Annotated in this window: 13 protein-coding genes and 1 pseudogene; 6 read left to right on the top strand and 8 right to left on the bottom strand. The window is 39.1% G+C overall.

The window, feature by feature from the left end:
* Positions 1 to 3: 3 nt before the first annotated feature.
* Positions 4 to 441 carry an Rrf2 family transcriptional regulator gene (locus FJN11_RS02255; protein ID WP_001166795.1) on the bottom strand — a complete coding sequence of 146 codons (438 nt, stop codon included), beginning with the start codon at positions 439 to 441 and terminating at the stop codon, positions 4 to 6.
* Positions 442 to 516: 75 nt separating this feature from the next.
* Positions 517 to 1359, bottom strand: coding sequence for a metallophosphoesterase family protein (locus tag FJN11_RS02250; protein WP_140223954.1), 843 nt, complete (start codon positions 1357 to 1359; stop codon positions 517 to 519).
* A gap of 284 nt (positions 1360 to 1643) precedes the next feature.
* Here FJN11_RS02250 and FJN11_RS10940 point away from each other — a divergent pair.
* The 3 genes and pseudogenes from FJN11_RS10940 to thrS all read left to right on the top strand — a co-directional run bounded on the left by FJN11_RS10940 (position 1644) and on the right by thrS (position 4408).
* Positions 1644 to 1844 (top strand): annotated as a pseudogene (locus FJN11_RS10940) (hypothetical protein).
* Complete coding sequence (locus FJN11_RS02245; protein WP_140223953.1) at positions 1829 to 2443, top strand: nucleoside/nucleotide kinase family protein; 615 nt, start codon at positions 1829 to 1831, stop codon at positions 2441 to 2443. The pseudogene FJN11_RS10940 and the gene FJN11_RS02245 overlap by 16 nt, the downstream one beginning before the upstream one ends.
* Before the next feature lie 21 nt (positions 2444 to 2464).
* Positions 2465 to 4408: a threonine--tRNA ligase gene (gene thrS, locus FJN11_RS02240; protein WP_000608345.1), complete on the top strand. Its 1944-nt coding sequence runs from the start codon at positions 2465 to 2467 to the stop codon at positions 4406 to 4408.
* 152 nt (positions 4409 to 4560) lie between these two features.
* Here thrS and FJN11_RS02235 read toward each other — a convergent pair whose 3' ends face one another.
* The 4 genes from FJN11_RS02235 to FJN11_RS02220 form a co-directional block, all read right to left on the bottom strand.
* Positions 4561 to 5610, bottom strand: a complete 1050-nt coding sequence (locus FJN11_RS02235) for a DUF389 domain-containing protein (protein ID WP_140223952.1) — start codon at positions 5608 to 5610, stop codon at positions 4561 to 4563.
* 299 nt (positions 5611 to 5909) lie between these two features.
* Positions 5910 to 7421 carry an ATP-binding cassette domain-containing protein gene (locus tag FJN11_RS02230; protein ID WP_140223951.1) on the bottom strand — a complete coding sequence of 504 codons (1512 nt, stop codon included), beginning with the start codon at positions 7419 to 7421 and terminating at the stop codon, positions 5910 to 5912.
* A 798-nt stretch (positions 7422 to 8219) separates the two neighbouring features.
* The gene (locus tag FJN11_RS02225) at positions 8220 to 9194 is read right to left on the bottom strand and encodes a HAMP domain-containing histidine kinase (RefSeq protein ID WP_140223950.1); all 975 of its coding nucleotides are present in this window, start codon (positions 9192 to 9194) and stop codon (positions 8220 to 8222) included.
* A complete protein-coding gene (locus tag FJN11_RS02220; protein WP_000548991.1) occupies positions 9187 to 9864 on the bottom strand; it encodes a response regulator transcription factor in 678 nt (225 codons plus the stop codon). The genes FJN11_RS02225 and FJN11_RS02220 overlap by 8 nt, the downstream gene beginning before the upstream one ends.
* A gap of 408 nt (positions 9865 to 10272) precedes the next feature.
* Between FJN11_RS02220 and FJN11_RS02215 the strand changes: the two genes are divergently transcribed.
* The 3 genes from FJN11_RS02215 (at position 10273) to FJN11_RS02205 (ending at position 12905) form a co-directional block, all read left to right on the top strand.
* Positions 10273 to 10842 carry a TetR/AcrR family transcriptional regulator gene (locus tag FJN11_RS02215; RefSeq protein ID WP_140223949.1) on the top strand — a complete coding sequence of 190 codons (570 nt, stop codon included), beginning with the start codon at positions 10273 to 10275 and terminating at the stop codon, positions 10840 to 10842.
* A gap of 89 nt (positions 10843 to 10931) precedes the next feature.
* On the top strand, positions 10932 to 11708 hold the full coding sequence (locus FJN11_RS02210; RefSeq protein WP_140223948.1) for a ferredoxin reductase domain-containing protein: 777 nt from the start codon (positions 10932 to 10934) through the stop codon (positions 11706 to 11708).
* 123 nt (positions 11709 to 11831) lie between these two features.
* Positions 11832 to 12905 carry a DUF2974 domain-containing protein gene (locus FJN11_RS02205; RefSeq protein ID WP_140223947.1) on the top strand — a complete coding sequence of 358 codons (1074 nt, stop codon included), beginning with the start codon at positions 11832 to 11834 and terminating at the stop codon, positions 12903 to 12905.
* Between the two features lie 90 nt (positions 12906 to 12995).
* Here the strand turns inward: FJN11_RS02205 and FJN11_RS02200 are convergent, their stop codons facing one another.
* Entirely contained in the window at positions 12996 to 19757 is a 6762-nt protein-coding gene (locus FJN11_RS02200) for an Ig-like domain-containing protein (protein ID WP_342777238.1), read from the bottom strand.
* Between the two features lie 63 nt (positions 19758 to 19820).
* A complete protein-coding gene (locus tag FJN11_RS10935) occupies positions 19821 to 20192 on the bottom strand; it encodes a YSIRK-type signal peptide-containing protein (RefSeq protein ID WP_140223946.1) in 372 nt (123 codons plus the stop codon).
* Between the last annotated feature and the right edge of the window lie 444 nt (positions 20193 to 20636).

The raw sequence follows: 20636 nt of genomic DNA, 5'->3' as shown, positions 1-20636 counted from the left end.
CTCTTAATCCTTCATTTGACTCTCTGCATCAGCCACGACTTGTTCTAGACTGGTCTGACCAAGTTCAGCCTCCATCGCCAACTGAATTCTCTCCAATTTTTGATCCAAAACATCATGAATATGAGCTCCTACAGGGCAATTTGGATTGGGATTGTCATGAAAACTAAAGAGTTGACCTGTCTTACCAAGACACTCGACCGCTTGATAAACATCTAAAAGACTAATGTCCTTAAGGTCCTTGACAATCTCTGTTCCCCCTGTTCCTCGCGCTACTGAAATCAGCTCTGCCTTCTTCAACTGGGACAAGGTCTTTCTGATAATGACTGGATTGACCCCGACACTAGCAGCCAGAAAATCACTGGTCACCTTGCTTTCCTTCCCCTTGAGGGCAATGATTATCAGCATATGAGTCGCAATGGTAAATCTACTTGGAATTTGCATCCTCTTCTCCTTTTTACGAGGCTACCCTGCCTCTACTCTTCTTTTTCTATTATTATACCCTTTTTAGTTGTAATGTCAATCGTTACCACTTTTCAACCAGGCATCTAACTCCCTATCGTAGCCCTCTTTCTGAGCTAATTTTCTCAAAAATTCCTGATCATGGGTATGGTGGATACCATTGACCAGACTTTCATAGTAAACCTCAAAATAGGGAAGTTTGAGGTCTTTAGCCAACTGCAATTCAGCTGCCACATCGTAGTCTACCCGTCGAAAGTCCATATCTACCAAGCCCTTGTCATCAAACTCCAAAATCATATACTGGGCACGCAAGTCCTTCCGCAACTGGGCATCTAGAAAGAAAGGCTGGCCAACTGAACCCGGATTGACAATCAATTGCCCACCAGTCCCGTAACGAAGCAACTGCTGGTGAATATGACCATAAACAGCAATATCACAAGGGGGATTGGTCACCAAGCGGTCAAAATCCTCTTGCGCTCCAGTATGAATCAACTCTCGCCCCCAGTTCTTATCAGGAAGATGGTGGCTAATTCCCACCGTCAAATCCCCAAACTGACGATGAAGCTGGAGAGGTTGATTATGGAGCGTTTCGATTTCTTCTAGGGATATTTCCTCTAAAACATACTGACACTGGCGCAAGAGATAGCGTTGACTGGGACGAGTACTATCCAATTCCTTGCGGACACCATGCCAAAGACTATCTTCCCAGTTTCCCAAAACTCTAGCTGTAATCGGTAGTTGAGCCAACAAGTCCAAAATCCTTCTACGCCCTGTCCCTGGCATGAGAACGTCTCCCAAAAGCCAGTATTCATCCACTCCTAGCCGCCGAGCATCTGCCAAAACAGCCTCCAAGGCGGTGGTATTTCCATGAATATCTGAAAGAAGAGCTATTTTTGTCATTCTTTCTCCTCATTTCCTCTTATATATCTTTTTAATATTATAACAAAAAATACTGTATAAGAGTGACATCTAACCCACTCTTACTAAATCCAGAACACTACTTTTATCAAGGTAAATTCCTACCAAAAAGATGATTTCACATTACTCCTAACAAAGCATAGCAAGCACTTTTTCAATGAAGAAAATTCAAAAAAATCTACAAATATCTTGAAAAATCTCACAATCATGCTATAATAATCCATAGAGACAAGTCACTTAGTCCCTTTCTACTAGAGAGTGCGTGGTTGCTGGAAACGCATAGAGAGCCTAAACTGATACTACTCTTGAGTTTTTTATGAAAACATAAAACGGTGGCTACGTTAGAGCCAATCAGAGGTGTCCCTCTTTTTTGAGGTACATAAATGAAGGTGGAACCACGTTGCGACGTCCTTTTTAGGATGTCGTTTTTTGTTTTTCAGAAGGAGGAAAAATGGTGCTTTATATGATTGGTGGATCGCCTTGTAGTGGAAAGTCAACAATTGCCTCACTTCTTGCTAGACAATATCAGCTACGTCATATCAAACTCGATGATTTGCTAAACGAGATGATGAGTCAAGCAAGTGCAGACTCACAACCAATTTGCCTTCTTAGGCAGGATAGAAGTCCGGAACAAATCTGGATGAGAAATCCAGAAGAGATGGCGGATGAAGAATGGCACTTTTATGAGGAGATTTTTCCTTATGTAAAATCTTACTTGATAAAAAATCAAAGCAGACCTCTCTTGGTGGAGGGAGCAGGACTGTTGCCTCACTTGGTTAAGGAACTTGAATGTCCAGCGTCTTCCTATCTATGCTTGACTCCGACAACTGATTTTCAGAAAAAGCATTTTAGACAGAGAGAATGGGTTCCTTATGTCTTAGAGGGAACAACTAACCCTGATAAAGCTTTTGAAAACTGGATGCAACGAGACATTCTTTTTGCCCAAATGGTTCGTAAAGAAGCAATGGAATTAGGATATTCTAGTCTCTTGACAGATGGTAGTCAATCAGAAAATCAGACTATGAAAGAGGTTGCTCGGCTCTTAAAATTGTCCAACAAAAAATAATAAATATTTAAGGAGAACATCATGATTAACATTACTTTCCCAGATGGCGCTGTTCGTGAATTCGAATCTGGCGTAACAACTTTTGAAATTGCCCAATCTATCAGCAATTCCCTAGCTAAAAAGGCCTTGGCTGGTAAATTTAACGGCAAACTCATCGACACTACTCGTGCTATCACTGAAGATGGAAGCATCGAAATCGTGACACCAGACCACGAAGATGCCCTTCCAATCTTGCGTCACTCAGCCGCTCACTTGTTTGCCCAAGCAGCTCGTCGTCTATTCCCAGACATTCACTTGGGAGTTGGTCCAGCCATCGAAGACGGTTTCTACTACGATACTGACAACACAGCTGGTCAAATCTCTAACGAAGACCTTCCTCGTATCGAAGAAGAAATGCAAAAAATTGTCAAAGAAAACTTCCCATCTATTCGTGAAGAAGTGACTAAAGATGAAGCCCGTGAAATCTTCAAGAACGACCCTTACAAGTTGGAATTGATTGAAGAACACTCAGAAGACGAAGGCGGTTTGACTATCTATCGTCAGGGTGAATATGTGGACCTTTGCCGTGGACCTCACGTTCCATCAACAGGTCGTATCCAAATCTTCCACCTTCTCCATGTAGCAGGTGCTTACTGGCGTGGAAATAGCGACAATGCTATGATGCAACGTATCTACGGTACAGCTTGGTTTGACAAGAAAGACTTGAAAAACTACCTTCAAATGCGTGAAGAAGCCAAAGAACGTGACCACCGTAAACTTGGTAAAGAGCTTGACCTCTTCATGATTTCACAAGAGGTTGGTCAAGGACTTCCATTCTGGTTGCCAAATGGTGCGACTATCCGTCGTGAATTGGAACGCTACATTGTCGACAAGGAGTTGGCTTCTGGCTACCAACACGTTTACACTCCACCACTTGCTTCTGTTGAGCTTTACAAGACTTCCGGTCACTGGGATCATTACCAAGAAGACATGTTCCCAACTATGGACATGGGTGACGGGGAAGAATTCGTCCTTCGTCCAATGAACTGCCCACACCACATCCAAGTCTTCAAACACCATGTTCACTCATACCGTGAGTTGCCAATCCGTATTGCCGAAATCGGTATGATGCACCGTTATGAAAAATCTGGTGCCCTCACTGGTCTTCAACGTGTGCGTGAAATGTCTCTCAACGACGGTCACCTCTTCGTTACTCCAGAACAAATCCAAGAAGAATTCCAACGTGCCCTTCAGTTGATTATCGATGTTTATGAAGATTTCAACTTGACTGAATACCGCTTCCGCCTCTCTCTTCGTGACCCTCAAGATACTCATAAGTACTTTGATAACGATGAGATGTGGGAAAATGCCCAAACTATGCTTCGTGCAGCTCTTGATGAAATGGGTGTGGACTACTTTGAAGCCGAAGGTGAAGCAGCCTTCTACGGACCAAAATTGGATATTCAAGTTAAGACAGCCCTTGGAAAAGAAGAAACACTTTCAACTATCCAACTTGACTTCTTGCTTCCAGAACGCTTCGACCTTAAATACATCGGAGCTGATGGCGAAGAGCACCGTCCAGTTATGATCCACCGTGGGGTTATCTCAACTATGGAACGCTTCACAGCTATTTTGATTGAGAACTACAAGGGTGCCTTCCCAACATGGCTAGCACCTCACCAAGTAACCCTCATCCCAGTATCTAACGAAAAACACGTAGACTATGCTTGGGAAGTGGCTAAGAAACTCCGTGATCGTGGGGTCCGTGCCGATGTGGATGAACGCAATGAAAAAATGCAGTTCAAGATCCGTGCTTCACAAACTAGCAAGATTCCTTACCAATTGATCGTTGGGGACAAGGAAATGGAAGACGGAACTGTTAACGTTCGTCGCTATGGCCAAAAAGAAACACAAACTGTCTCAGTTGATGACTTTGTTCAAGCTATCCTAGCTGATATCGCCAACAAATCACGCGTTGAGAAATAAAACAATCACAGTCCGAGAAACATTTTCAGGGCCAGAAAAAGCAACAACTATTTCAGCTGTTGCTTTTTATATTTTATTTAATCTGAGCTAGTAGTGATTGGTCAAACCACCACAAAAGATTTGCTTTCATGAGTTAGATAAGGTCAATATCCTCAATCCTTGTCTGCTTCATTTTCTTTTACGAGATCTTTTTGTGAATCCTTTTCAGAGAGTTTTTGATCGATATACTTGTTAATGGTTTCGTAAAATTCCTTGGTCGTCTCACTGTCTAATTTTGTCGAATTATGAACTTGATTGACTTTCAATTGAACAGATTGAATACCGTAAGAGGCTTGTTTTTGGTGGAGCGTTTCTAATTCTTCTTCTGAAATCGGATCTCCAACAACCGTCAAGACTAATTCATTGTCCCTTGACTTGTAGACTTGATTAATGACCGTGTGGTTGGCGAACTCTTTTCCTACAAACTGTTTGATTCCTTCTTTTCGCGCTTGATCTATCGTCAGAGTGACTGCTGAATAGCTGGCTGGAAGAATCAATAATACAATCAAGGATATCAGCCCAATTCTCATTTTAATATTTAGCTCTTTAAATGAACTTAAGGGAGATTTTCTCATCATAATTCTTGTTCCAACAATGTTGGTTAGCATAATAAAGACACAGTTGATCAAGAAAAGATAGAGAGCTCCAAATAAAAATCGTACATTTCCATTAGCTAAACCGTAACCTGCAGTACAGATAGGTGGCATCAGAGCTGTTGCAATGGCTACTCCTGGCACGATATTGTTTGCTTCTTTTTTCCTTGAACCAATTACGCCTGCTATCCCACCAGCAATAGCAATGAGAACATCCCAAATGGTTGGAGAGGTTCGTGCAATCAATTCGCTACTTTCATAAGATAGGGGAGAAATCCAGAAATACAGAGCCGAGACAAGCAAGCTAACCAATACTTGAGTAAATAAAACCTCTAGAGATTGCTTGATTAAACGCGTATCAAAAATAGCTAAACCAAATCCGAGTCCAACAATCGGTGTCATAAGAGGGGAAATCAGCATGGCTCCAATAATGACAGCTGTTGAATTCATATTTAGGCCGATAGAGGCAATAAAAATCGCACACATCAAAATCACTGTATCTCTTAATCGAACATGAAGATCATCATATAATTTCTCACGGTATTCACGTGTTGAATAGTTTCCGGTCATTGGTTACTCCTTTTATTTCATATAATCTTGTTTCTGCATGGATGATGGTAGAGAGACTTCTGTCCAGTCTTACATATTTTTCTTCTCATCTGTTATTCTTTTGAAAATTATCTTTTAAATATCCGTCAGTCCATCCTTAACATTATATCAAAAATTTTACAGTCTTTCTCAGACGGATTTATCAATTGAACAGATAGAGAAAGCAAGAAATTTTAGATTCCTTATTATAAAAAGAAAAACCGGTATCTCCTCTGAAAGATGAACTCCTGATACTATGCGTTTTATTCTTTATAATTTAGCTATTTCAAAATTACAAGTTCTCCATTCTTAATTTCCCAAACTTGGTCAAACTTACTTAATAATTCGTTTTGGCGATGTAAAGTAACAATGACGGCACTTGGTAGTTCCAGAACTCTTTCCAATTCCATTTTAAACTGATTAGTATCCAAGGCAGAGAAAGGTTCGTCTAGGATAAGCAATGGATTTTTACGATTTTTCTCACGATTTAAATACATTCGTTGTTGCTGACCACCTGACAGGGATTGTGGTGGAATTTTTTCAAAATCTTCTTCTCTGAATTTTTCATTGAAACTATTGAATAGCGTTACATTATTTTCATAACTCGAAATAAATGTATGTTCTTGTTGCAGAATCATACCGAATCTTCCCCAAAGATGGTCCAAAACAAGCCCATCTAGCACAATTTGTCCTTCAAAATCTTCATCTGTTCCATTTAAAATGTTGAGAAGACTACTTTTTCCAGAACCATTCTTACCAATAAGCGCAATTTTATCCCCTTTTTGAATCGTAGCGGAAGTAATTATCAATTTTGATTCTCCCAGTTGTTTGGAAATGTTTTTCAAAGTAATCGTATCAAAAGAATGTTGAGGTGCTTGAACTGAAACGGGTCTCCCAACAATGTTTTGAAAACTCTTGATTACAGGCTTTACGGACTCTAACATTTGTAAATCATAAAGGATTTCCTGTATTGGTTCAGAAAAAGCATTAATATATCCGAAACTCGCCACCACCTCAGGAATACCGAGTTGCTGGTGAGATAGAGAGTAGGCTAAATAAATAAACAGAACAAGACTAATGAATTCAAAAGAAACACCTGTCAATAAGATGCCAGTAATTTTTGTCAAACCATACTTAAAATACTTATCCTGCAAATTCTTTAGAGAACTCTTTTGTTGATTCAAAAAATGCGACATAGTTAGTTTATTTACCAAATGATGTCCCATGAGCAAATCCTCCAAAGTTCGATAGTAATCTCCTTGTTTTTTCAAGTAAACCTGTCTACGATTAGCGGTCAACTTCCCAACGATTTTAGGAATTTGAATACTAATTCCAGTAGAAAAGATTAAAATCAGTGATACAATAGGATTAATTGTTCTGCTAATAATGAAAGCGTAAATGATGATACGTAAAATTTGTTTGATAAAACTCATCAATGGAGGAAGGTAATCCTTTTCCAACGAATCTAGGTCATTAGATTGATAGGAAATATACTCTGCTACTGTTTTATGCTTGAAATCGTGGTGACTGAGTCCCAGAAGTGAACGAAACCACTCATTTTTCAAAGTAGTCGAAAAGATAATCCCCTGCTTCCAATCAAGTATCATTTGGATATAGTTACAACTCAAATAGCCTGCCACTGACATAGAGTAACCATATAGAGCTACTTGATAATCCCCTTTGATTAATGCCTGCGTGAAATACGGTAACAAAGCTGTGCAGATATTCGATACTACACCAAAAAGAAAATTAAAGAAGAGATACCATCTAATAGTTTTAAGATATGGTAGCATATACTATACTCCTTGCTAATGCGTTTTTTTACATATCGCAGAACAATCTCTACTATTCCTTATTTCAGATAGTGCGATACTCGGACATTGAGTGCAATAATTGTAAATCACACAAGTACTGCAGTTTTTACTATCATTCAAAATATAATTTGCTATTTTGTAAAATATAGGTCTATCCCATGTTTCTTTGATAGATGTAAAATGAATATTTCCAATACTTCTATTGAAAGTAAGCTTTTTCAGTTTTTCTAACGATTTAGGCTATTTCGTGACACACCCACAATCCGTGAAAATTCTGGTTATATCAGATTATGTGATTTTCGTAAGAATTTTATATTGTCTCCAATCATGGCAGTCTCCTTTTACTTGATAAAACTATTACAACATTTAGAAATTAAAAACTGGTTCAAAATCAATAGAATGTGTGTATTCGATACATTCAATAATTCTTTGGAAACAGTTCTACACCAGTTACACAAATCTATATACACCTATCTCATTCAAAATAAAAAGAAAGCTGCAGTTCTTTTAATCCTGTATCAACGATTCATTCTGAAATCGAATAGGAGACATTTCCCAAGTCTACAATTCACTTCATCTCAAATTAATTTTTGTAATTCACCCTTAGTTTATAGATTTTATACTCAACAAAAGTATAAAGCATACAAAACTTCACTTTGAACCAGTATTTATACTATATTCCGTATTAAAAATTCTATTATTGGTTTTGTAAAAAACAGTCTTCAAATATCCTGAAATATAGCAAAAAGAGATTGGGTAAAAACTCATTGTCTCTTCTCACTCAAGGACTAAGTTCACTTGAGCAAACTGAATTCGCACTGTCGTTCCTTTTCCAACCTCAGATTCGATGCGAATCTGGTGCCCCAGTTCTTCAGAAATTTTCTTAGATAGGTAAAGGCCAAGGCCAGATGACTGCTGAGTTAGGCGGCCATTATATCCTGAAAAGCCACGTTCAAAGACTCGGAGGACATCACTGTTTTTTATCCCGATTCCTGTATCCTTGATACAGAGCTCTTGACCGTCCATATAAATCTCCAGACCACCTTCCTTGGTGTACTTGAGACTATTTGAGATAATTTGCTCAATGACCACTAGCAGCCACTTTTTATCCGTCACGATTTCTTTATCAAGGTCATGTAGGTTGACATTTAGGCCTTTTTGAATAAAGAAAAGAGCATATTTACGAATTATTTCCTTGACCAAGTCCTCAATTTGAACCTGCTTTAAGACCAAATCATCATGAAAACTTTCTAAACGCAGGTACTGTAAGACTAGATTAGTATAGGAGTCGATTTTGAAAATTTCCTGTTCTAATTGCTGCTTCAGTTGGCGGTCGGCTACTTCTGCAACTAAGAGTTGACTAGCTGCAATGGGGGTCTTAATCTGATGAACCCACAAGGTATAGTAATCCAGCAAATCCGTCAGTTTTCTTTCTGAATCTGACCTCTGCTGATAGAGTTCCATCTCACGCGCTTCTAATTTTTCAGCCAAGGCTCTTTCCAAAGGAGACTGAGCTTCCCTATCCCCATAGAGAATTTCCTGGCGATAGACCTGCATTTCCACCAATATGTCCCAAGTGAAAAATAAGATGGTTACAAAGCAACACAGCAGGAAAAAGTAGAGAAAGTAAATTCCTAAACTGGCAAATAAAAACTGAAAGAGCAAAACTAGAAATGCTAAAGCAAGCAGATAGACAAACAGACGACTACGGGAACGCAGATAGGCTAGAAAAAATAGTTTCCAATCAAGCATGCTTTAATCCGTACCCTATCCCTTTCTTGGTCTCGATAAATCCTACCAAGCCCTGCTCTTCCAATTTTTTACGCAAACGAGCCACATTGACAGAGAGCGTATTATCATCAATGAAAAAGTCACTGTTCCAAAGTTCCCGCATGAGGTCGTCACGCGCTACAATATTTCCTGCGTGTTCAAATAAAACTCGTAAAATTTGAAACTCATTCTTGGTCAAATTCAAGACTTGGCCTTGATAATGTAAATCCATGGATTTGGTATTGAGGATCACACCAGCATATTCCAGTAAACTCTCGTCACGCCCAAACTCATAGGAACGACGCAACAAGCCCTGAACCTTGGCTAAAAGAACCTGCTGGTCAAAAGGCTTGGTCACAAAGTCATCCGCCCCCATATTGATTGCCATGACAATATCCATAGCCTGGTCTCTCGAAGACAGAAACATAATAGGTACCTTGGAAATCTTGCGAATTTCCTGACACCAGTGATAGCCATTAAACAAGGGCAAACCAATATCCATGAGGACCAGATGAGGTTCCGACTGAACAAATAGACTCAAAACTTCCATAAAGTCTTCTACCAGGACCACTTCAAATCCCCATTCAGAGAGCATTTTTCCGACTTGTTGACGAATAACCTGATCATCTTCTACTAATAAAATCTTGTGCATCTGATTCTCCTTTGCTAATTTTAGGAGTCTTAAATCCTTTAGTATAAATAGAGGGCTTAGTATCTAATACTTTTTTGACATTTCCTTGTCACAACAGCTTAAAAACAGATAGTGAATAACCCCATTGATATCATACCTTATTTTCAGACATAGTGCCAGCCTTACCCTTTTATTTTTAATTTTTTCAACCTTCATTTCAGTTCTTTTATCCATCCCCTTAACCAAAATTTATATCTATTCTTCCAAACCTTGAGTGTAGTTAAAACGACACTCTATACTCTTCTAACATTGAAAAGCTCCTTATCGAGTGGTATCCGTAAAAAGTTCTAGCTTTCAGATTGACAATCTGAAAAAGATTTGTTAAGATATGAATGAACAATTTTTAATATTCATTCAGAAAAGAGGTGAATCAAATTGGACAAAAAACAGGCTTTGAAATCCGCAGCTTATGAAGTTTTTTCAAAAAAAGGATACAAGGCGACAGGAATTTCAGAAATTGCTAGACAAGCTCATATGGCAGTCGGATCTTTTTATAACTATTACGAAAGTAAAGAAGCTATTTTTTTAGATATCTATATTGATGAAAACAACCGTGTTCGCCAAACTATGATCGAAGAACTGGATTGGGAAATTGATATGATTGATCTTATTAATCAACTCTTTGCTCAATCCAGAGCACTCGTTTCTTCCAATAAAATCCTTGCAGAATGGTACAATCCTGCCATAGCAGATGAGTTGCATAGCTACTATTCCTCAGAAGAAGGGAAAGTCACGAATCCATTTCATCAATTTCTCGTGAAAACCTTTACTCATCGTTTGCAGGCTGAAGGCCATTCTCCAGAAAAAATTCAAGATATTTTACAAGTTTACAACCTATTTTACTACATGGATATGCATATCACAGAAAATGATTTTCCAGATATTAGCAAAACTGTAGAAATACTAGCAACCAACTTCATTAAAGGAATACTGAAATAAAGAAATCTTTTCTTTATTTTTTTGGAAAACATTGAATGAAAAAAAATATTATTCATTCATAGAAAATTACTACACTATAGGAGTTAAAAATGAAACGAGGGAAAAAAATGTTCATAATTATTCTAACTACACTTGGAGTGCTCGGCTTTATATCTTGGGGAATCATTACCTATCTTGGACGAAGTCAAACTTTATCGATAAAATCCATTGAAAATCCCAGCGGAGATTTGTATTTAGTTCACATCACAAAACCAAAAAATCAAATATGGAAAGCTGGCTCCTATGCTCAGTTTAAGCTTCCTGACAGCTCGTTTGGTCCAGACAAAAGTCCAGTAAAGGAGGATCAGGCTAGCCGATGGCTAACCCTTGCTTCCACTCCTGATGAAGATGAAATTCTTATTGTAACCCATAATAGTGGTAGCGTGTTTAAGGAAACCTTAACACATTTACCAGCTGGTAGTAAAATTGAGATGAGTTGGCTGGAGTCATCTTTATCTGTTAAAGACAATGACCAAGCACTGGTTTGTTTTGCCTCTGATGTCGGTATTTCTACTCTACGTCCAGTTGTGAAAGAGTGGGCTGGTAAGCGCTCCATCATTCTTAATCATTTAGACAAAGGAGTAAACATTTTTGATAATGAGTTAAGAGAGCTTAGTAAGAATAATCCGAATCTAACTTATAAAACTAGCGAAACCTTTTCTCAAAGCCAAGCATTTTTAAAAAATGCGGTTGTGAAATACGGTAACCAAGCTATTTATCTCTTAACCGGCCAACCTGATGATATAAATGAGATGAAAAATTTCTTAAAAGAGAATGGGATTGACGACAAACAGATACAAACAAGTATGTTTAAAGGTTTAAAATAAAAGCAAACTGTCTTCTATGTGTCTGAATCATACCATTATAGGTCGGTATGTAGAGAGCTCGTACAAACAAACTAGTAAATTCTATGTGATTGTGATAAGATAAATAAAAAGAAAGGAGCTATTATGGCCAATATTTTTGACTATCTGAAAGATGTCACACACGATTTCTTTTACGACCTTCCTTTGAATGAGTTAGATATTCTAGCCTTAACAGAAACCACCTACCTCTCCTTTGATAATCTGGTCTCCACAAATCCTCAGCGACTTTTAGACCTAGCTCCTCAGGTTCCAAGAGAATCTAACATGTTGACCAGCAAAAATCGCCTCCAGCTATTGGATGAGCTATCTCAACACAAACGCTTCAAAAATTGTAAACTCTCCCATTTTATCAACGACATCGACCCTGAACTGCAGAAGCAATTTGCGGCTATGACCTACCGCCTCACTCTCGATACCTATCTGATTGTCTTTCGTGGGACAGATGACAGTATCATTGGCTGGAAGGAAGATTTCCACCTGACCTATATGAAGGAAATTCCTGCTCAAAAGCACGCTCTCCGCTATTTAAAGAACTTTTTTGCCCGCCATCCTAAGCAAAAGGTCATTCTGGCCGGGCATTCCAAGGGAGGAAATTTAGCCATCTATGCTGCTAGTCAAATTGAGCAAAGCTTGCAAAATCAAATCACAGCAGTTTATACCTTTGATGCGCCTGGTCTCCATAAAGAACTGACACAAACCGAGGGCTATCAAAGGATAATGGATAGAAGCAAGGTCTTCATCCCACAAGGGTCCATTATCGGTATGATGATGGAAATCCCTAACCACCAAATCATCGTGCACAGTACTGCCTTAGGTGGTATCGCCCAGCACGATACCTTTAGTTGGCAGATTGAGGACAAGCACTTCGTCCAACTGGATAAAATCAACAGTGATAGTCAACAAGTTGACACAACCTTCAAAGAATGGGTGGCAACAGTCCCTGACGATGAACTCCAGCTCTACTTCGACCTCTTCTTTGGCACCATTCTAGATGCTGGGATTAGCTCCATCAATGACCTGTCATCCTTAAAGGCGCTTGAACACATTCATCATCTCTTTGTCCAAGCTCAATCCCTCACTCCAGAAGAAAGGGAAACCATGGGACGCCTCACCCAATTATTAATTGATACCCGTTACCAAGCCTGGAAAAAGAGATAATCCACATAAAAAACCCAACTAATCGTTTGATTAGTTGGGTTTTCATTTATGAAATTGAATTCCTTTGTTTAATCTTTAATGATTAAAACATTAGTCTTCTTTTTTCTTGCGTGCCACAAGACCAAATCCGCTCAATACTCCAAGAAGTCCAAGAGCTGCTAGGCTTGAGTGATCTTCTGTACCAGTATTAGGCAATTCCTTAGCCGGTTTAGCTGGAGCTGGTTTTGATGGTTTCGCAGGTTCTGGTTTCACAGAAGGAATGATTTTTTCATAAACATGAACTGTGTCGCCATTTGGAAGTTTCTTAGTTTCTACGAAGCGGTAGCCTGGAATATCTTTCTTAGGTTGTTCGCCATCTTCACTTGGATTACCTGGAATCTCGTTTCCTTCTTTATCCTTGAATGATGTCTTAACTTTTTCGTAGACGTGCTCTGTATCTCCATTTGGAAGTTTCTTAGTTTCTACGAAGCGGTAGCCTGGAATATCTTTCTTAGGTTGCTCGCCATCTTCACTTGGATTTCCTGGAATCTCGTTTCCTTCTTTATCCTTGAATGATGTCTTAACTTTTTCGTAGACGTGCTCGATGTCGCCATTTGGAAGTTTCTTAGTCTCTACGAAGCGGTAACCTGGGATATCTTTCTTAGGTTGTTCGCCATCTTCTGTTGGATAGTTTGGAATTTCATTTCCATCTTTATCCTTGAATGATGTCTTAACTTTCTCATAAACGTGTTCGATGTCGCCATTTGGAAGTTTCTTAGTCTCTACGAAGCGGTAACCTGGGATATCTTTCTTAGGTTGTTCGCCATCTTCTGTTGGATAGTTTGGAATTTCGTTGCCGTCTTTATCCTTGTGACTTGTCTTAACTTTCTCATAAACGTGTTCGATGTCGCCATTTGGAAGTTTCTTAGTCTCTACGAAGCGGTAACCTGGGATATCTTTCTTAGGTTGTTCGCCATCTTCTGTTGGATAGTTTGGAATTTCATTTCCGTCTTTATCCTTGTGACTTGTCTTAACTTTCTCATAAACGTGCTCTGTATCACCGTTTGGAAGTTTCTTAGTTTCTACGAAGCGGTAACCTGGGATATCTTTCTTAGGATTTGTACCTTCTTCAGTAGTTGTTCCTGGAATTACATTGCCATCTTTATCTTTATAAGTTGTCGTAACTTTTTCGTAGATGTGTTTTGTATTTCCTTTTTCGTCTACTTCAGTTTTAACAATCTTGTATCCTGGGATATCTTTAGTTGGTTTAGTTCCATCTTCTGTTGGTGAAAGTGGGTTGCCATCTTTATCAACGAATGAAGTATCAGGACGAACTGTTGGAGTGTAAGTAGCTGTTACTGGTGTACCATTCTTATCTACACGTTTAACGGTTACGCCTGTTGCTTTACCTACGAAGTCAGGTTCTGGGGTGAAGGTTACTTTACCGTTTTCATCGATTGTGTATGTTCCTTCACCTGGTACTTTCTTCTCAGTTGTGCCATCGTCAAATGTTGGTTTAACAGTTTCATCGATTTCAACTGGAACTTCCTTACCATTGATTGTAACTTTTCCACCTTCAAATGTTGGTGTGCCTTCTTGAGGTTGTCCTTTAGGACCTTCTGATTCAGAATCTTTTGAAGTTGGTGTTACTGGAACGACTACAGGGGTGTACTTAGCTGTGATTGGTGTGCCGTTCTTATCTACACGTTTAACAGTTACACCTGTTGCTTGACCAGTGAATGTTTTCTCTGGGGTGAAGGTTACTTTACCGTTCTCGTCGATTGTGTATGTTCCTTCGCCTGGTACTTTCTTCTCAGTTGTGCCATCTTCGAATGTTGGCTTAACAGTTTCGTCGATTTCTACAGTTTTTTCTTCACCATTTACAGTAACTTTTCCACCTTTAAATGTTGGTGTTCCTTCTTGAGTAGCACCTTGAACATTTGTAGTGATGACATCTGAACTTGTTGGTGTTGCTGGTTTCACAACTGGTGTGTAAGTAGCTTTAACTGGCGTGCCGTTCTTATCTTCGCGTTGAACTGTGACACCTGTTCCTTTACCTGTGAAGTTCTTTTCTGGGGTGAATGTAACTGTTCCATCTGGAGCTACTGTGTATGTTCCTTCACCTTCGATAGTTACTGAATCAACTGGATCTCCTGTTTTCGGGTCTACCAATTTAGCTGGTTTATCTTCATCAATTTCAACAGTTTTTTCTTCACCATTTACAGTAACTTTTCCACCTTCAAATGTTGGTTTACCTGTTTGAGTTGAACCTTGGATATCTTCAGTTACTGCGTCTGTTCCTGTTGGTGTTGCTTTCTTAACAACTGGAGTGTATTTAGCTGTTACTGGTGTGCCGTTCTTATCTTCGCGTTGAACTGTAACACCTGTTCCTTTACCTGTAAAGTTCTTTTCTGGTGTGAAGGTTACTGTTCCATCTGGAGCTACTGTATATGTTCCTTCACCTTCGATAGTTACTGAATCAACTGGATTTCCTGTTTTTGGATCTACCAATTTAGCTGGTTTATCTTCATTGATTTCAACAGTTTTCTCTTTACCATCGATTGTTACTGTTCCACCCTTGAATTCAGGTTTACCTGTTTGAGTTGAACCTTGAATATTTTCAGTTACAGCATCTGTTCCTGTTGGTGTTACTGGTTTAACTTCCGGTGTGTATGTAGCTTTAGCTGGTGTGCCGTTCTTATCTTGACGAACTACCTCAACACCTTTGGCTACTCCTGTAAATTGTGGTTCTGGCTTGAATGTTACTGTTCCATCTGGAGCTACTGTGTATGTTCCTTCACCTTCTACAGTGACTGAATCAACTTGTTCTCCAGTTTTTGGATCTACCAATTTAGCTGGTACTGTATCGTCGATTTCAACAGTTTTCTCTTCACCGTTAACCATAGCTGTTCCACCTTGGAATACTGGTTTGCCTGTTTGAGTTGCACCTTGAACATCTACAGTTTTAGCTGGTTCTGCTGTTGGTGTTACAGGTACGATAGATGGAGTATAAGTTGTAGAAACTTTTGTTCCATTTGCGTCCTCTGCTTGAACATCAGCAGGTGTAACATTACCTGTGTAAGATTTATCTGTTGGTGTGAAGGTTACTTCACCTGTTGCTGGATCAATTGAGTAAGTACCTACTGGAGTTACTCCGTCCTCAGCATATGCTGGAGTTGTTTGACCAGCTGGAACTTCATTTCCTTCTTTATCAAGAAGCTTGTAAGAGTTCTCTTTGATTGGAGCAATAGTGTCTCCAGGAGCGAATGTTGGAGTTCCTTTTTGAGTTTCACCTTGGATAGCTTCTGATGTAGCCGGTTCTGCTGTTGGAACTACCGGAGTAATCTTCGGTGTGTAAGTTGTTTCTACAGCTGTACCATTCTTATCTTTAGCTTGAACTCGTACTGGTTGTACTTCACCTGAATATGTCTTATCTGTTGGTTCGAATACTGCAACAGCTTTTCCATCTACAGTTTTAAGAGTGTACTTACCAATTACGTTTCCTTCTGGATCTTTAGCTGGTACTTCAGTAGCTGGTTGTCCATCTTCACCTAGAAGTGTGTAAGTAGATGGATCGATTTCTACAGTTTTTTCTTCTCCAGCAATTGTAGTTTTTCCTGCTTCAAATGAAACTGGACTTTCTTGAGTCTTACCTTGAACATCTTCAGTTGTAGCTGGTGTTGCTGTTGGTGTTACTCCTACGATGTTTGGAGTGTAAGTTGTAGAAACTTTTGTTCCATTCTTATCTTCAGCTTGAACTTTAGCTGGTTGTACTGGTCCTGTGTAAGATTTGTCTGTTGGTGTGAAGGTTACTACACCTGTTGTTGGATCTACAGTGTATTCCCCAACTTTTTTACCACTTGGGTCTAGAGCATCTACTGGTCCATTTGCTTCTGTTCCATCTGGATTTAATAATTTTACAGAACCCTCTTTAATAGGTACTTCTGTATTTCCTTCTGTAAATGTTGGTTTACCTGTTTGAGTTTCACCTTGTACTCCTGTTGAAGTAGCTGGAGTTGCTGTTGGGTTAACAGGTGTTACAGTTGGAGTGTATTTTGCAGTAGCTGTAGCTGTTACAGGTTGACCATTTTTATCTTGACCTACTGGTGCTGTTAATGATACATCAATACCTTTAGCAGTTCCTGTAAATTGTGGTTCTGGAGTAAATGTTACCGCTCCAGTTGTTGGATCGATTGTATAAGTTCCTTCACCTTTTACAGTTACAGTTGTTTCATCTGTTGGTTGTCCAGTCGCTGGATCTACCAATTTAGCTGGGTAGTTAGCACTTGGTGTTACCGCATCTGGTGCAGTTCCATCTCCATCTTTATCTACGTCGATTGAGAATTTAGGTGTTTTCGTTTGTGGTTTACCTTGGATATCAGTTGACTCTTCTGGAGTTCCAACGATTGCTTTTGGAGTTACTGTTGGAATGTAACGACCATCCATAGAACCTTTAGCAGCTAAGCCAGTTAGTTGAACTTGTTCACTGACTAATTCTAGTTGGTCTTTAGCTTCACCTGCACCACCGATGATTTGGCGACCTTCGTTACCCCAACCAGTAGTGTTACCATTGATATCTGTACGACGAATCGTAATACCATCTGCTGTACCTACAAAGTTTGCTTCTGGGATAAATTCTACATCTACATTTGCACCGTTATCAGTAATCTTGTATTTACCTTGCCCTGGTACTACATAGTATCCATCTACTAGGTCAGCATCTGTTACTAATGTACCATCTGGTTTAACGATTTGTGATTTAACAGTTGTATCTATTGCATTGTCTTTATCAAAATCATAGTTCTTTTGACCATATGCATTAAAGGCAACAGTAGAATTCTGAGTTGCACCTTGTACATCTGTTGTTTCTCTCTTAGTTCCACGTGGTGGAATTGTTTGTTGGATTTGGAAATCTTCTACTTCACCTGAGTAGGCAATACCAGTAGGAGCCTTGACATCTGCTTTATCGTATGCAATACGAAGACGTGTAGCTAATTTTGTTGCACTGGTATCCACATTTTGAACTGTGTTTGTCCAAGTAAGAGTAACCTTACCATCAGCAGTCACTTCTGTCACACCAGCGGCTTCATCTTCATCAAATTTACCATTGTTGTTAAAGTCAATCCAACCGTTAACGTAAGCTTTAGCTTCTCCGTCTAGGTGGGCATCGAAGGTCATTGAGTAAGTTCCATCGTTAACTTTTTTCAACTTATAGTTATCATTTGGAGCAACATCATCACCCATCAATTGACGAGCACCTTCATCAGCATTACCGATACCATAGATATCATCGTATACAAAGGCATTTGTTTTGTTAATTGGAGTTGTACGAACATCAACGTCAGCCGGTACAGAACCTAGATATGGTTGGTGTTGACCGTCAGACTTAGAAATAGAGTGGGCTACACGACCGTATGAAGCTGGAGCATCCCCTTCATCTAGGACCATAAATCCAAGCATAGATCCTTGTTGCCCATTAGACATAATATACATACCAATATTTTTGGCATTACGAGTCATTACCAATGGAGTGGAGAAACCTGAATCACGGTGAGTTGAGACCGGTCCGAAAACTTGTGTCCCTAATCCATCCGCATGAATCGTTCCATCTTTTGCTGTTGCAGTAATTACTGTATCTGATGTAACTGTTGTATTGAAGAATCCTGCACCTTTGTCAGCTAAGAATGGAGCGAAAGCTGGTTTACCACTTCCTTCAAGCGTGTAAGAAATACCTAATTGGCCATCTGCACGATTTTGTCCATGACCAGCAGTAGCCACTGTTCTGCGTTCATAGATTTCCCCAATATATGAACGAGCTGTTTCCTTACCTGGTACATTGGAGTTTGATAACTCAGTTACTAACTCAAAACCATCACCATCTGTTTTATAGATTTCAACTTCGGATGAACCAGCTTCTTCCCCTGTTAAGAATACAACGTTGGCTGGTACTTCTGTCCCATTTAAAGTAGCTTTAACTGAGAATTCCACCCCGACGTTGGCTCCATCTTTAACTGATTGGATAACTGTTTTACCTTTAGTATCCATTCCGTTTGTTTTCGCAACAGAGTATGAACCTTGGTTTACGACTTTCAACTCAGCTGGAGTATTGTCTTTGTATACGTTTTGAGCATTGGCATCGTATCCTGCTCCACCACGTTTTTTGTACTCATCAGTTGAGTTGAATGGTGCTAGTTTAGTAACTGTCAAAGTCACAACATATCCTGGAGAGATTTCTTGTGTAAACTTAGTACCTACTTTAAGCTTACCACCATCACCAAGATTTTCAATTGTCGCTTTCGGATTTGAAATGTCAAACCACTTGATTTGTTTTGTCAGACGTTCTGTGTTTTTATCTGCGTATTTCTTCCAGTGATTTGCTTGTTCTTCTTCTGAAAGAGGTGGAGTTGTAACCGTATCAGCAATGTCTGCTAAGACTGCTGAAAACTTACCATCACGACCAATACCTGCATTTTTCAGCTCATTGTATACTGCAAGGATTGACTCATTCAGGCGTGCAAGTTGTGCATCCACTTGCTCTTTGGTCACGCTCTTTTCAGCTAAAAGAGATTTTGTTTCCGCAAGAACTGCTTGGTTTTTAGCTACTGCCGCTTCAACAGCTGCTTTATTTTCTTCCTTCACTTCCTTTTTAGAAAGTTCAGCAGTTGCTAATTTATTAGTCACTTCTGCTTCAGATGAAGCTTTGTCAAGTGCTGTTTGAGCTGCTGAAAGAGATTTTTCTGCTGGAGTAGCTTTCTTTTCAGCTTCAGCTTTAGCAGCTACTTTTTCAGCTTCTAATTTTTTCTGTTGACCCATGGCATCTGATTCAGCTACGGCTTGACCCAATGCTGAAAGTTTGTCAGCTAAAGTATTCACATCCAATTGACTTGCTTCTGGATTTGAAAGTGTTGCTTTAGCTGTAGCTAAAACTTCCTTAGCTTAGTTTACTACAGACGCATCTGCATTTTTAGCAGATGCTAATTTCATTTCTAAAGTAGCAACATTCGCTTCAAGAGCTGCTTTATTTGCTTTCTTAGCTTCCTGTACTTTAACTTCAGGTTTTGCTTCTTCTACTTTAGTTTCTGGCTTCACGGCTTCCTTGTCTTTATTAGAATCCGCTTGATTTGCTGGGGCAGTAGTTGCAGCTACTGATGCTTCTGCACCTTGAACTTCCGTTGCTGATACCGCACCATTTCCAAGGAACATCAAACCAGCTGCAACTGCTACTGATGCTGCTCCAAAGCTATATTTCCGGATACCATAACGGATGTACTTTTCTACTCTATAATCTTGTTGTTGCTTGCCTTTCATTTAGACCCACAACCTCCTTTTTTATTTTGATGTCGATTTACAAGTTATTGATATCGCAAACTCACAGCTAACCTCAGATGAAAACAAAAGATGTTAGAAGTCATTTTCAATATCATAAAATTGTCTACAACATACAGCTTTATGATATCATATTTCCTAGTCTATGGCAAATAAAATGGCTTATTTTTTTATTCTAAATTTAAAATAAATATTTTCCAAAAACACAATAATTTTCTGACTATTTAACTTATTTTATTAGATATATCAAAGAGTTATAGGTTACATACTATATTTTGTAGTTTTAATATATTAATTTAAATTAACTCTACATGTATATTTTGCTGTTCACAGACAAAAACTTGTCTCTACTGTAAGATACAATTTTTTTGATTCATTATCCATTTTTTCAATAATTTACTCTCCAGCTCATTAGATTTATTTTAA

It is taken from the genome of Streptococcus symci, from assembly GCF_006385165.1.
Classification (GTDB): Bacteria; Bacillota; Bacilli; order Lactobacillales; family Streptococcaceae; genus Streptococcus; species Streptococcus symci.
This window is presented reverse-complemented; position numbering and strand designations above follow the sequence as displayed.